We start from the raw sequence: 13,600 nt of genomic DNA, 5'->3' as shown, positions 1-13,600 counted from the left end.
CTTGAAAAAGATTGCGTCCATACTACTATTGGGGATCCTGCTCTTTAACTGGGGAGGGTACCGGCTATTGACCAATTATTTCGAAGACCGTGCCGACCTGCAATTACAGGCCGCACTGGATCTTGACCAGTATAACGAAGCCGATCTCTTACACATTAAAGTACCCGCCAGTCTGCCCTACGGTAGCAGCTCCGAAAAATTTGAAAGAGTACAAGGTAGTGTAGAGATCAAAGGTGTTACGTATACCTATGTAAAACGTCGTTTTTACCAGGATTCACTGGAATTGTTCTGTATCCCCAATATGGTAAAAACAGGGATCAAAAATGCGCGCGACCAGTTCGCCAGTTTAGCCAACGATTTTGTAACCAACAATACATCCAAGAAGGCCCCTTCACACCAGCATCATGCGGCGAAATTCTCAGTACAGGATTTCACGAATGATCACGGATTCTTTTCTTGGCAGTTTAGGAACGCCGATCTGTCTGGAACCTGGAACTCGACGGTTTTTGCCGATCTGAAGTCTGTGTACCTCAGCCGTCTGGATAAGCCACCACAAGCGTAAGGTTGGTTCATTAAGCATTATCTCATTTTATCTTCCTTAACTAATTAGCATATGAAAAGACTCATCATGGGTCTTTGTGTTGTGTTAGGCCTGTATGCATGTCGCCAGAGCGATGAATACAAAACCTACCTGCACAATCCGGAATTATTCAGTCAGACAGTTCATGAGTTGAACACCGTAGTAATGGGAAACAATTTCCCGCCCATGGTGGCAGCACGTAATTATGTATATGCAGCTGTTGCTGCCTATGAAGTAATGGCATTTGCCCATCCTGATGAATATCAGTCATTGGCGGGCCAGGTAAAAGGTTTAACCCAGGTATCATTTCCTTCCGCAGATCCCAAAGCAGATATAGAACTGGCTGCTTTACTTGCCTATATGAAAGTGGGCGAATCGGTTACTTTCCCGGAAGGAAGTTTGCAAACTTATAAAGACAGCATCTTACAACTGGCCCGCAATAAGGGCCTGCCCGGTGATGTAGAAAAAGCATCACAGCTATTGGCAGATAGTGTGTCGGCTTCTATCATCCGCTGGAGTAAGGGCGATAATTACCTGCAAACCCGTGGGGCCGAAAAATATACGGTAAAAGATGAACCGGGCCGCTGGGTACCTACACCACCTTTATACGCATCCGCAGCTGAACCGCATTGGATGGAGATCCGTACCATGGTACTCGATAGTGCCTCCATTTTTGCACCACCACCGCCACCGGATTATAATATCACTGATAAAAACAGCAAATATTACCAGGAAGTGATGGCCATAAAAAATGCGGTTGACAGTCTGACTGATGAACAGAAACATATTGCTGAATTCTGGGATGATAATCCTTTTAAAATGAATGTTACCGGTCACGTGATGTATGGTAGCAAAAAATTCTCACCATCCGGCCACTGGATGAGTGTGATAGGAATAGCCGCCAAGCAGGCTAAATACAGCTACGCCGAAACCGTGTATGCATTCGCTAAAACCAGTATTGCTTTGTTTGATTCGTTCATCCAATGCTGGTATGTGAAATACAAGTATAATACGGTAAGACCCGAAACGGTGATCAATAAATATTTTGATCCCAACTGGCGCCCTTACCTGCAAACCCCTGCGTTCCCGGAATATACCTGCGGGCACTCAACCATTTCTTCTGCTGCCGCTGAAGCACTGACCAGTGTTTTTGGCGACAATTTTGCCTATACAGACTCTACGGAACTGGAATTCGGTATCAAAAACCGGTCCTTCAAATCTTTCCGTGATGCTGCTCTCGAAAATAACTGGGCGCGCTTTTATGGTGGTTTGCATTTTCACAATTCCTGTATCATCAGTACCGATATAGGAGCCAAAGTTGGCCAGCTGGTGGCCAGCCGTTTGAAGATGAAAAAGAAGTAATTCTTTTTCACAACCATTACTCATCGCTTAAAAAGACTGTATGAAATCATATTTCATTGTAATTATACTATTGCTTGCACTTTCGTCGCGGACCAATGCCCAGGGTTGTGTTGCTATCAGAAGTGTGGGTGGCTTAGGTACCATGGACCATGGTAACGGAGCCGATTCTTCCCAGAAAAAATGGTTACTCAATATCAATAACCGCTATTTCAATTCCTATAAACATTTTGTGGGCGATGTAGAACAGAAACACCGGGTAGAAGCCGGTACACAGGTAATCAACCATGCCTATACCATGGATGTAGCAGTTACCCGTATTCTCAATAGCCGCTGGTCTGTTTCGGCCGATGTGCCCATTATTTCCAATACCCGTTCTTCTTTGTATGAACACGGAGGTAAAGAAAGACATACTACTGCTTCTTTCGGTTTGGGAGATATCCGTGTATCCGCTTCTTACTGGCTGCTGAACCCGATGAAACATGCAAAGGGTAATGTACAGCTCGGACTGGGTCTGAAATTACCTACCGGCGAATACCGCTACACCGATCGTTTTTATACGGCAGTGGCAGGGGTAACACAGATAGGTCCGGTAGACCAGTCAATACAGCTGGGTGATGGCGGAACCGGAATCACCACTGAGATCAATGCTTATTACAGTCTTACCCATGCCATCAGTTTATATGGTAATTTCTATTATCTCATGAATCCGAGAGAGCAGAACGGGGTTTCTACTGCCCGGGGCGGAACGCCATCGGCCACCGCTATCGCCAACGGAAGTGATGTAATGAGTGTGCCCGACCAGTATATGCTGCGTGGGGGTGCCAACATGGTAGTGAACCGGTATACTTTTTCATTGGGTTTACGCAATGAGTGTATTCCTGTGCACGATCTGATCGGTGGTAGCCTGGGTTTCAGACGGCCCGGCTATATCATTTCGGTGGAACCCGGTGTTACGTATGCTTTCAAAAAATTCAATGTATACGCTTTTGTACCGATTGCTGTTACACGTAACCGTACACAGAGCATGGCTGATAAGATTACCACAGCCAATACCGGAAAGTATACCAAGGGCGATGCTGCTTTTGCAGATTATGCACTTAACCTGGGTCTCTCACTACGGTTCTAAGTAACCACTAAAACATTTTGTACAATGGGTGTATGGTAAAGCCATGCGCTGTTGTGCCATACCCTTAAATCTGCTCTTATGAAAAAAACAATAAAGGGCTGGTATCGATATATCAGCCTGCTCTTTATAGGTATCGTATTGTTTTGCTCGCAGCTGTCTGCGCAAACAGATATGGATGCCATCATGATGTCGAAAAATAATTTCTGTACAGGGTTGATGTACAGCCACAGTCAATGGACCAACTACTGGGAAGGAACCCTGAAAAGAAACAATGAAAACCTGGGAACCGTATCCGCCAATATGTATGCGGTAATGGGCAACTATGGTGTATCAGATAAACTGAACCTGTTATTCGGTCTTCCTTATGTACAAACCAACGCTTCTGCCGGAACCCTGCATGGGTTAAAAGGCCTGCAGGATCTTTCTTTATGGGCTAAATGGATGCCCGTTGAAACCAAATGGGGTAAGGGAACGATCTCGGTGTATGGATTGGGTGGCATTTCATTTCCCACCAGTAATTATACGCCCGATTTCCTGCCCCTGTCTATCGGTCTGCACAGCACCAACCTCTCCTTACGCGCGATGCTGGATTACCAGATCGGAAACTTCTTTGCTACGGCATCGGGTACGTATGTGGTGAGGAATAATATCACCATCGACCGGAGTTCTTATTACACAACCGAGTTGCACAATACCAACGAAGTATCGATGCCGGATATGAGTAATTACCAGTTAAGAACCGGCTGGCGCAGCAGTAAGTTGATAGCAGAGCTGATTCTTAACCAGTCTACTACACTGGGCGGTTTTGATATAACGCGCAACAATATGCCTTTTCCCAGCAATAAAATGAATGCCACCACCGCAGGGGTGAATATCAAATACGAAGTAAAAAAAGTGCAGGGCCTTTCATTGATCGGGGGAGGAAGTATTACCCTGGCCGGCCGTAACATGGGCCAGGCCAGCAGTATTAACGGGGGCATTTTTTACATTCTCGATTTTTCGAAGAAAGTAAAGAAAACCAAGGAAACCACTTCACCCTCAAAACAAAATTGATATGAAAAAGATAACCTTATTAACGATACTTTTCAGTGCCATACTATTGGTTAGCCTGCAGGTTTCCTGCAAAAAAATGGCTACAGGCCGCACAGATGAAATTGCGGTACTGGCACCAGCACAAACAGATATCAATGCTGGCAACTGGAAGCCCATTTTGTTAACTGCACCAACTGAATTTGCTGTAGCGGCACCTGCAGCTATTACTACGCCGGCTTATGTGGCAGAGTTAAACGAGATCAAAGCATTGCAGAAAAATCTCTCTGCAGAACAGGAAAAGAAAATAGCCTACTGGGGAGCCGGTGGTGTACTTCGCTGGAACGAGATCATGCGCGAGCTGGTAGCCAAATACAACCTACCCCCTTACCAGAATGCCGATGGTACTTATCCTGCTCCCAGTGCGGCCAATCCTTTCGCGTATCCCTTGTTTCCTTTTGCCAATCCGCCCTATGCGGCACGGGCCTATGCCTATATCAGTGCGGCGCAATACGATGCATTGGTAGCTGCCTGGTATTACAAGAAACAGTATAACCGCGCTGCACCCTATAAAACAGATGCGGCGGTAACCGCAAAATGGTCTCAGACAGACCTGCCATCCTATCCTTCAGAAGCTGCTGTACTGGCGGGAGTAACCGCAGAAATGATGAAGCTGTTATTTCCGGGTGAGATTGCTGCCATACAGCAGAAACTGGAAGAGCATGAACTGGCCGCTATTGCCGCCGGAACCGCCACCCGCAGTGATATTGAAGCAGGTGAGGCATTGGGCAGATTAGTAGCACAGAAATTTACGGCCCGTGCCAGAACCGATAAAGCAGGTGCCGCTATTGGTACACCTACAGATTGGGCCGCATTGGAAACTACGACTACTGCCCGTGGCGAAGTACCCTGGATTAGTCTGGATGCCCCTAAAAGACCACCCATGTTACCCTTGTTTGGAAAAGTTACGCCCTTTCTGTTTGATGTAAATACCACGGTAGCATTACGTCCCGGACCACCACCCGCCACAACCGGTGATCAGATGAAAAAAGAAACAGCAGAGATTAAAGACCTGATTGATCATCCCACACGCGAGCGTATCCGTATTGTGCATGTTTGGGCGGATGGGGTAGGTACGTATACACCACCCGGACACTGGAATGCGATTGCCGCGGAAGACTTTATTACAAAAAATCTGAGTGAAGTAAGATGGGCCAGGAACCTGGCGCTGCTGAATATGGCGATGATGGATGCAGCCATTGTATGCTGGGATACCAAGTACTATTATTACAATGCCCGGCCTACACAACTGAATCCGGCCATCAAAACGCTGACGGGCATCCCTAATTTCCCGGCATACATTTCCGGGCATTCCACGTTTAGCGGGGCCGCAGCAACCATACTTGGCCATCTCCTGCCAGAAAAATTGAACCAGTATAATGAAATGGCGAGAGAAGCTTCTGTATCAAGAATGTATGGGGGCATCCACTACAGGAGCGATTGTGAAGTAGGCTTACTGACCGGACAGAAAGTAGGCGCCTATGCGATTGCCAAAGCCAAAGCAGATGGTGCAGAATAAAAATATAGATCTCGTTAGAGGATCAATAAATGGCAGTTTATTGAAACGTTCCCTGGTGTTTACCGGGGAACTTATTTTTTAATTCAAATGAGTATGAAAAAATATGTATTGTTTATCGGGCTGCAATGGGCCTGTTTTCCTATCGTTTTTGCACAGGTAAAAAATGCACAAGATACCATCCCGGTTTCCATGCTGGATAGTGTGGTAGTAAATGCCTATGTTTCTTCTGCACAGAAATCTTATCTGCCGGATGTACAGGGAACCTATCTCTATGCGGGCAAAAAAACAGAAAAACTAAACCTGATACATGCAGATGCGGATATGACCAATAAAGTAGGCCGCCAGGTATTTGCCAAAATACCGGGCGTATTTGTGTATGATATGGATGGAGCAGGCAACCAGATCAATATAGCATTGCGTGGACTGGATCCACACCGCGGATGGGAATTCAATATCAGGAAAGACGGGATCATTACTAATTCAGATATGTATGGGTACCCGGCCAGTCATTTTAATATGCCACTGGAAAGTATTGAAAGAATTGAATTGGTAAGAGGAACAGGCTCCCTGCAATACGGGGCGCAGTTTGGCGGAATGCTGAACTATATCAGCAAAACAGGCGACTCCGCCAGAACAATCGGCGTAGAAACCATCACAACTGTGGGATCCTATGGCCTGTTAAACCAATATGTGGCTGCTGGTGGACGCGCAGGTAAATTTTCTTACTATGGATATGTAAACAGGAAAACAAGAAATGGCTACCGGGCAAATGAACATACCGATGCAGGTGCAGAATCAATGGTACTCACCTACCAGGCTTCGCATCGTTTTAGCCTGCGGGCAGAATGGTCAAGGTCGGGATATGTATACCGGATGTCGGGTGCATTAACAGACAAGCAATTTCAAACAAACCCCCGCCAGGCAAGCAGAACCCGGAATTATTTTAATCCGGATATACATGTGCCCTCCCTTACCGCAGACTGGCAACTAAACCGGCAAACACAACTGCGATGGAGTTTCTCTGCAGTTTTGGGCAAACGCAACAGTGTCATGTTTGATAAACCCACCAATATACAGGATACACTTAATCTCACTACTTTACAGTACAATAACCGGCAGGTTGATATAGACCGCTTTAACAGTTATACCACAGAGCTGCGTTTATTGCATCAGTACCGAACAGGAAAACAGACCAGCATTTTAGTAGCAGGAGTACAGTACATGAATAATGACCTGCACAGAACACAATTGGGGGTTGGCAGTACAGGCAATGATTTTGACCTGACATTGGTTACACCCGGATGGGGCAGGGATCTGCATTTTAAAACAAAAAATATTGCCCTGTTCGCAGAAAACAAATGGCAGCTTACGAGCGAACTGGCTGTTACCATGGGTGCACGTATAGAAAGCGGGCATACTGATCTCAGCGGAATCATTAACTATTACCCCGATCATCAGATACCTGTATCTATCCACCATCAATTTCCCCTGTATGCAATTACTACAGTGTACAAACTTTCGGAAAACCTGCAATTCTATGGTGGGTGGTCGCAGGCTTACCGCCCCATGATTTTTAAAGACCTGATACCGGCCTCTTTGTATGATAAAGTAGATCCCAATATCCGCGATGCCTCCGGTTATAATGCAGAAATGGGTGTAAGGGGTAACTGGCGTTTCCTGAAATGGGATATTACCGCGTTTCTGCTACGTGATAAAAATCGTTTTGGCACATTGGCACAAACCGATAATACCGGAACACTGTACCTCTACCGCACCAATATTGGTAACTCTACCAGTAAAGGAGCTGAAATTTTTATTCAGGGTAACTGGTTACTCGGTAGAAGAACAAACCTGACGGTTTTTACATCCACTTCCTGGTTAGATGCCCGTTACACAGAAGCCATGGTAAAGCAAGGAAATGTCAATGTTAACATAGCAGGAAACAAAGTGGAAACTGCACCGGCACTCACGAGCCGAAATGGAGCCACACTGCACTATCGTAAATTCAGCGTAGCGCTGCTGTACAGTTATACCGCTGCTACCTATGCCGATGCGCTGAATACAACAGAACCACCGGCAGCCACTGGTGCCGTAGGTTTGGTGCCAGCTTATGCAATCTGGGATCTGAGTGCAGGATTCCGTTTTTCCGGATCACTGGGTCTGAAGATGACAATCAATAATCTTACCAACCTTTCTTATTTTACCAAACGCCCTATGTTTTACCCGGGTCCGGGTATATGGCCATCAGAAGGCAGGAATATGACTGCTACCCTTAGTATCAGGATCTGACAATGTCTCAGGAATAAAGATGTTGCATATCGAATCCCGCAGGGGTGGGAAATATCGAATATCGAACACCGAATCCCGCCTGGGCGGGAAATGTCGAATGTTGAAGGAAGTAAAACAACAAAGAACACAGAACCTAGAACCAGAACCTAGAACCTATTTAGATACATAAACGGTAATACCCGGGTTTTCGTTTTTTGTACTTTAGATTCATGAAAGTAGCGATAGCACAGATCGTGGTAGAAAAGGGGAACCTGCCGCATAACCTGGCAAAACATCTTTATTGCTGTCAACTGGCTGCGGATGAGAAAGCGGATCTGGTTGTCTTTCCCGAACTTTCTTTAACCGGCTATGAACCGGAACTGGCCCAGGCGCTGGCGGTAGATCTGGCCGATCCTTTGTGGGAGGAGTTGAAACACAGTGCCCGCGAAAACCAGCTGGTGATCAGCGTTGGTTTACCACTTAAAACAGCAAATGGCATCCAGATCGGCGCTGTGCAGGTGTGGCCCGATGGTACGCTGCAGGGGTATGCCAAACAAAACCTGTACACCGGAGAAGACAGGTTTTTTGTGCCGGGTGTTAACGACTATCAGTTTACCCTGAAGGGAGAAAAGATCAGTATGGCCATCTGCGCGGATATCTCAGACCCCAGACTGCCGGCAAGGGCACATGCGCAAAATGCTACCATTTACCTGGCACCGGTAATGGTATCTAAAAACGGACTTACACACGATAGAACCCTGTTGCAAAATTATGCAGAACAGTACGGCATGCTCACCATCATGGCCAATTATGGAGGCGTAACGGGTGGTTATGACTGTGGGGGGTATAGCTCCGTCTGGTCAGCGAACGGCGAACTGATAGGAGAGTTGGCGCATGATAGGGAGGGAATATTATTCGTAGAAAAATCCGGGCAAACCTGGACAACAAAAACATTAGTGATGCAATAAAATTGTCATTCATTAACATAAAAAATTTCTTATTCTGCATGAAAAAATCAATACTGATAGGCTTTTGTGTATGTTTTGGCCTTTCACAGCTACAGGCACAAACAGCAGAAGATACCATGGCTATTAAACGGGTGGCGTTGGCGTATATCGAATCGCAGCATACACCCAATCCCAAACTGATGGAAGGGGCATTACATCCCCGCTTGGTGAAGCGGTCTGTGTTCCGGAATAAAGCCACCGGCAAAGAGTATGTATCTGAATATTTTACCGAGAACATGGTAATTCTTGCAGAAACCTATAACAGTAAAGGAGATAAGTTTCCAAAAAATCCGCGTAAAGAAGTGAAACTGCTGGATGTATCTGCGATAACAGCCTCCGTTAAATTAATGGCAGATGACTGGATAGATTATATGCACATTGTAAAACTGAACGGAGAATGGAAGATCATTAATGTGCTTTGGCAGTATAATGATGTGTTGCAACATCAATGAGAAGACGGGGAGGGAATAGAGGAACAGATGAACAGATGAACAGATGAACAGAAGAACAGAGGAACAGATGAACAAGGAACAGGCGAATATCGAACAGGGAATGTCGAATGTCGAAGGAAGTAAAACAACAAAGAACCTAGAACCTATTCAGATACATAAGCGGTAATAGCCGGGTTTTCGATTTTTGTACTTTAGTTCCATGAAAGTAGCGATAGCACAGATCGTGGTTGAAAAAGGTAATCTGCCGCATAACCTGGCGAGACATCTTTTTTTCTGTGGGCTGGCTGCGGATGAAAAAGCGGATCTGGTGGTGTTTCCGGAACTCTCTTTAACCGGCTATGAACCGGAACTGGCACAAAGCCTGGCAGTTGAAATGGATCATAGATTATGGGATGATCTGAAAAACTGCGCCAAAGAAAACCAACTCATCATTATTGCAGGTATGCCACTTCGTACTGCTCAAGGTGTTCAGATAGGCTCTGTGCTGGTTTCGCCAGATGGTACAACAAAACACTACGCTAAACAAAATCTTTATCCCGGCGAAGACAAATACTTTATTGCCGGAACCAGCGATTTACAGTTTACCCTGGGCGACGAAAAACTCAGTATGGCCATTTGTGCCGATATCTCCAATCCCGATCTGCCCAAACAGGCTTTTGAACAGGGATCAAATATTTACCTTGCGGCTGTAATGGTATCCAAAAAAGGACTTGCACACGACAGAACACTGCTTCAAAACTATGCCCGTCAATATGGGATGCTTACCGTAATGGCCAATTATGGCGGCACCACCGGTGGTTATGATTGTGGGGGATATAGTTCTGTTTGGTCTGCAAAAGGAACTTTAATCGGTGAGTTGGCAAATGATGGGGAAGGCATGTTGGTAATAGAGAAATCAGATGGTGAGTGGAAAACCCATGCGGTAACAATCCAACGATAATTGTAAGTCTAATCATATATTATCATGTTTATCCTAGTTAGAACCGGTTTAGTGGTTGTACTAATGTGTTGCTTTATTTTTATATGCAAAGCGCAACATAATTCCGGGAGTTTTAATGTTGTTGCCTTTTATACTGCTAAAAACGACCTGGCGCATATCAGTTTTGTTCATGAAGCCAACAGGTGGTTTTCCGGAATGAGTTCTGTTCATCAGTTCCATTACGATTCTACCAAAAACTGGGATAATCTTAATGATTCATTTTTATCCCGGTACCAGGTAGTAATATTTTTGGATAGCCGGCCCGATTCCGCTTTTCAGCGAAGGGCTTTCCAGCGGTTTATGCAATCTGGCGGTGCATGGATGGGATTTCATTTTTCAGCTTTCGCATTAACACCTTCAGCTTATCCGCAAAATTGGGATTGGTATCACAATGAATTTTTAGGATCGGGCGAGTATATGAGCAATACCTGGCGCCCAACTGCCGCTTTACTGAAGGTTGCGGATGGTAAACATCCTGTAACAAAACACCTGCCTAAAAAATTTATTTCTGCCCCCAATGAATGGTATCGGTGGAAAAATGATCTGCAAAAAAATCCGGATATAAAAATACTGTTGTCCATTGATCCGCAAAGTTTCCCTGTTGGTACAGGTCCCAAGCCCCATGAAATATGGCATAGCGGCTATTATCCTGTGGCGTGGACTAACGTACAATACAAAATGATATACTTCAATATGGGCCATAATGACATAGAGTATGAAAACGGCACCAACAGGGAATTGTCTTTTTCGTTCAGCAATCAAATCCAAAACAGGCTGATTATTGACGCATTGTTATGGCTGAAAAAAAGTTACCGGTAACATAACATTTGCCATATGCCCAACGCAATATGGAAAAAATGGCCTGTAACTCGTGCCCCGGTTATTTAATTTGGTATTGTACCGCATAGGGACAGTAATGAATTTACAGGAACCCGGATCAAGTACACGGGATATTGCAAAAAACTTAAAAGATGTATATCTTTAGATATTCGTGAAAGGATAGAGAAAACCCAATCGTACTGTCTTAAAACAGAGATCATGCACAAGATGGCCATCTTTTTCCTGGCAGTTGGGTTAACCAACTGTGTTTTGGCACAAAACTATGTTAACCTGACCAGAGCAGTTGCCAAAAATACATTTGCAAAATATGCAGGTGCGCAACAACTTCAAACCACTACAGAAGAAACCGATTCTACAATAACTTTTCTTGTTCGCGACCCCAGGGTAGAGAAACTTGACATTATTTTACATTTTGATGGTCGAGGAAAATGTGATATTGAAGAACGGCATTTATCGTGCAACGTCTGTTACGATGAATTTATAAACAATACATTAAACAACCGTAAGTATAAGTGGAAAAGAATTAACTCAAACACTTTTTTTGCAAGGTCATTCAGTCAGCTTATCCTCACAGTTCGGTTGCATGGCCCGCTATCGTACATGGTTCGAAGAAGTAAATTAAGGGTGGCCGAATACAGGCAAATAATACGGTCAGCCAGAAATTGATCATGAATACCTGCCGATGAACAAATCCACACCCTCCGGTTAAAATTTTTTACAAGTAATTTTACATTGGCAGGTATAAAATCCCTGCTTTATCTATAGCTTATGAAAGGTTTCCAGGTTATTACTAAAGACCATGGAGTTATCAGGTTCCGGTACTATTATAATGATGCTCCGGTAACGGTAAAGGCATTTGATGCGATGCTACCGTTTGCGAGAATCTTTCTTCATGCACGCGTATCGGGCCAGGAGGTCTGGATAGATGATATGCCCGATGTTGATATTATCCAGGAGAACGCTTCTGTATTTACTGAAACGGGAGAAGTGGTATTAGGGCCATCCAAAGCCAGCAGAGCCAAAACAGCGGGTTGCCTGGGTATTTATTACGGCGAGGGTAAAGGGCTTGACTGTTGTAATATATTTGCCAAAGTGATTGACGAAGACCTCGTCAAATTAAAAGCATTGGGAGAGCAAATCTGGAAAGAAGGAAAACAGGTTTTAAACTTTCAAAAAACTAACAACGAATCCTAAAATCATACAATGAAACGAGTTTTATTTATTTCATTCCTGTTCGCTTGTATATCGGGTGTGGCTCAATCAAATCAATCACCTGTTATATTCAACAACCCCCAAACGCTCAGTACACCCAAAGGATATTCTCATGTGGCTGTGATAGACCTGGGTAACAGTAAGATGCTGATCCTGTCGGGGCAGGTATCGTTGGATGCGCAAGGCAACCTGGTTGGGAAGGGAGATATAACCAGGCAGACGGAACAGGTTTTTACCAACATAAAAAATGCTATTATTGAGAATGGCGGAACTATGCACAATATTGTAAAACTAGGTTATTACCTGGTGGATGGTACAGAGATCCAACCGATAAGAGATGTACGGGATAAATTTATTAATACAAAAAATCCACCTGTCAGCACTCTTGTTAAAATCAGCAAATTATTCAGAGATGATTTATTGGTAGAGATAGAAGCTACCTGTATCATTCCCAAAAAATAAAACAGCGATGCCAGTTACACAGGCAGTTAAAACGACGCAACAGCTTTTTAAGCAGCGGCCACGAGCGACATGGGTTTTCGAATTACATGGGGTTTGATTTTTAGGAGCACAACCCGTTATTTTTAATTTCTTTATTCAAAGACATTTCCAGCGTTTTCTTAACCTGCGGCCAGCATTTTTCCCGCACCGCAGTATTTTACTTCCTCAATCGTATCGTTGGGCCCCGGTTTACCCATCTGTATGCCGGCAGCCATTACCAGGCTATGCTGTTCAGCCAGTACAATAGCCGCAGGGCTTATACTGTTGTTCCTGATCACCTGTAAGGACAGAAAAAGTTCCTCTCCCGGCAGGGCAACCGTAACCGGTAACCAGCTCGATGAATACAGCGGGGCAGCGGGCCTGTTACCCCAATCCGGGTATACGTAGTTTCTGCCATCATGCCTCAGATCGCTGATCATAAACAATTTTACGAATAGCCTGTAATAAGGCAGTAACCAGGGAAAATGCAGGTGTATGCCGGGCTGCAAACCCGGAAATACCAGCCTGGCAGCACCCCGTTCACGATCAAATACCGGCTGCAGGGGGTAACGCAACACCGTATCTAAGCCATACCGCTTGTTCAGCGGAAAATTGGCCAGCAGGTAACGGTGCTGCGAGTACAGTATGCTGCGTTGCCCCGGCGGGTTTTCTGTATCCTGCAACTG

General features: G+C 44.9%; 14 protein-coding genes. 13 read left to right on the top strand and 1 reads right to left on the bottom strand.

The features are described 5' to 3' along the window. The first annotated feature begins 1 nt into the window (after nt 1). The 13 genes from AC1RNB_RS02700 to AC1RNB_RS02640 all read left to right on the top strand — a co-directional run bounded on the left by AC1RNB_RS02700 (nt 2) and on the right by AC1RNB_RS02640 (nt 12,896). On the top strand, nt 2–562 hold the full coding sequence (locus tag AC1RNB_RS02700; RefSeq protein WP_493080485.1) for a hypothetical protein: 561 nt from the start codon (nt 2–4) through the stop codon (nt 560–562). Nucleotides 563–613: 51 nt separating this feature from the next. Beyond that, nucleotides 614–1,942 carry a vanadium-dependent haloperoxidase gene (locus AC1RNB_RS02695; protein ID WP_493080483.1) on the top strand — a complete coding sequence of 443 codons (1,329 nt, stop codon included), beginning with the start codon at nt 614–616 and terminating at the stop codon, nt 1,940–1,942. Nucleotides 1,943–1,982: 40 nt separating this feature from the next. Beyond that, nucleotides 1,983–3,068, top strand: coding sequence for a hypothetical protein (locus AC1RNB_RS02690; protein WP_493080482.1), 1,086 nt, complete (start codon nt 1,983–1,985; stop codon nt 3,066–3,068). 78 nt (nt 3,069–3,146) lie between these two features. Beyond that, nucleotides 3,147–4,121, top strand: coding sequence for a hypothetical protein (locus tag AC1RNB_RS02685; RefSeq protein ID WP_493080480.1), 975 nt, complete (start codon nt 3,147–3,149; stop codon nt 4,119–4,121). A 1-nt stretch (nt 4,122) separates the two neighbouring features. Then, entirely contained in the window at nt 4,123–5,676 is a 1,554-nt protein-coding gene (locus AC1RNB_RS02680; RefSeq protein WP_493080478.1) for a vanadium-dependent haloperoxidase, read from the top strand. Nucleotides 5,677–5,769: 93 nt separating this feature from the next. Next, nucleotides 5,770–7,965: a TonB-dependent receptor family protein gene (locus AC1RNB_RS02675; RefSeq protein WP_493080476.1), complete on the top strand. Its 2,196-nt coding sequence runs from the start codon at nt 5,770–5,772 to the stop codon at nt 7,963–7,965. A gap of 209 nt (nt 7,966–8,174) precedes the next feature. Beyond that, a complete protein-coding gene (locus AC1RNB_RS02670; protein WP_493080474.1) occupies nt 8,175–8,912 on the top strand; it encodes a carbon-nitrogen hydrolase family protein in 738 nt (245 codons plus the stop codon). A 38-nt stretch (nt 8,913–8,950) separates the two neighbouring features. Then, nucleotides 8,951–9,403, top strand: a complete 453-nt coding sequence (locus AC1RNB_RS02665) for a nuclear transport factor 2 family protein (protein WP_493080472.1) — start codon at nt 8,951–8,953, stop codon at nt 9,401–9,403. Nucleotides 9,404–9,602: 199 nt separating this feature from the next. Beyond that, nucleotides 9,603–10,343, top strand: coding sequence for a carbon-nitrogen hydrolase family protein (locus AC1RNB_RS02660; RefSeq protein ID WP_493080471.1), 741 nt, complete (start codon nt 9,603–9,605; stop codon nt 10,341–10,343). A 24-nt stretch (nt 10,344–10,367) separates the two neighbouring features. Then, nucleotides 10,368–11,201, top strand: a complete 834-nt coding sequence (locus AC1RNB_RS02655; RefSeq protein ID WP_493080469.1) for a ThuA domain-containing protein — start codon at nt 10,368–10,370, stop codon at nt 11,199–11,201. A gap of 219 nt (nt 11,202–11,420) precedes the next feature. Beyond that, entirely contained in the window at nt 11,421–11,888 is a 468-nt protein-coding gene (locus tag AC1RNB_RS02650; RefSeq protein WP_493080467.1) for a hypothetical protein, read from the top strand. Between the two features lie 102 nt (nt 11,889–11,990). Then, nucleotides 11,991–12,416, top strand: coding sequence for a DUF3830 family protein (locus tag AC1RNB_RS02645; RefSeq protein WP_493080465.1), 426 nt, complete (start codon nt 11,991–11,993; stop codon nt 12,414–12,416). 9 nt (nt 12,417–12,425) lie between these two features. Then, nucleotides 12,426–12,896, top strand: coding sequence for a RidA family protein (locus AC1RNB_RS02640; protein WP_493080463.1), 471 nt, complete (start codon nt 12,426–12,428; stop codon nt 12,894–12,896). Between the two features lie 158 nt (nt 12,897–13,054). On the opposite strand, the gene AC1RNB_RS02635 is transcribed toward AC1RNB_RS02640, so the two are convergent. Next, on the bottom strand, nt 13,055–13,600 hold a 546-nt coding region (locus AC1RNB_RS02635), incomplete at its 5' end, for a hypothetical protein (protein WP_493080461.1).

The sequence above is a fragment of the Sediminibacterium sp. GW821-FHT12F12 genome (genome assembly GCF_058806635.1).
Note: the sequence above shows the minus strand (reverse complement) of the source record. Positions and strands in the feature narration are given on the sequence as shown.

Coding starts and splice junctions, on each gene's coding strand:
- AC1RNB_RS02695 (WP_493080483.1), top strand. CDS start 614: ATGAAAAGACTCATCATGGGTCTTTGTGTTGTGTTAGGCCTGTATGCA.
- AC1RNB_RS02690 (WP_493080482.1), top strand. CDS start 1,983: ATGAAATCATATTTCATTGTAATTATACTATTGCTTGCACTTTCGTCG.
- AC1RNB_RS02655 (WP_493080469.1), top strand. CDS start 10,368: ATGTTTATCCTAGTTAGAACCGGTTTAGTGGTTGTACTAATGTGTTGC.
- AC1RNB_RS02660 (WP_493080471.1), top strand. CDS start 9,603: ATGAAAGTAGCGATAGCACAGATCGTGGTTGAAAAAGGTAATCTGCCG.
- AC1RNB_RS02685 (WP_493080480.1), top strand. CDS start 3,147: ATGAAAAAAACAATAAAGGGCTGGTATCGATATATCAGCCTGCTCTTT.
- AC1RNB_RS02675 (WP_493080476.1), top strand. CDS start 5,770: ATGAAAAAATATGTATTGTTTATCGGGCTGCAATGGGCCTGTTTTCCT.
- AC1RNB_RS02645 (WP_493080465.1), top strand. CDS start 11,991: ATGAAAGGTTTCCAGGTTATTACTAAAGACCATGGAGTTATCAGGTTC.
- AC1RNB_RS02640 (WP_493080463.1), top strand. CDS start 12,426: ATGAAACGAGTTTTATTTATTTCATTCCTGTTCGCTTGTATATCGGGT.
- AC1RNB_RS02670 (WP_493080474.1), top strand. CDS start 8,175: ATGAAAGTAGCGATAGCACAGATCGTGGTAGAAAAGGGGAACCTGCCG.
- AC1RNB_RS02665 (WP_493080472.1), top strand. CDS start 8,951: ATGAAAAAATCAATACTGATAGGCTTTTGTGTATGTTTTGGCCTTTCA.
- AC1RNB_RS02650 (WP_493080467.1), top strand. CDS start 11,421: ATGCACAAGATGGCCATCTTTTTCCTGGCAGTTGGGTTAACCAACTGT.
- AC1RNB_RS02680 (WP_493080478.1), top strand. CDS start 4,123: ATGAAAAAGATAACCTTATTAACGATACTTTTCAGTGCCATACTATTG.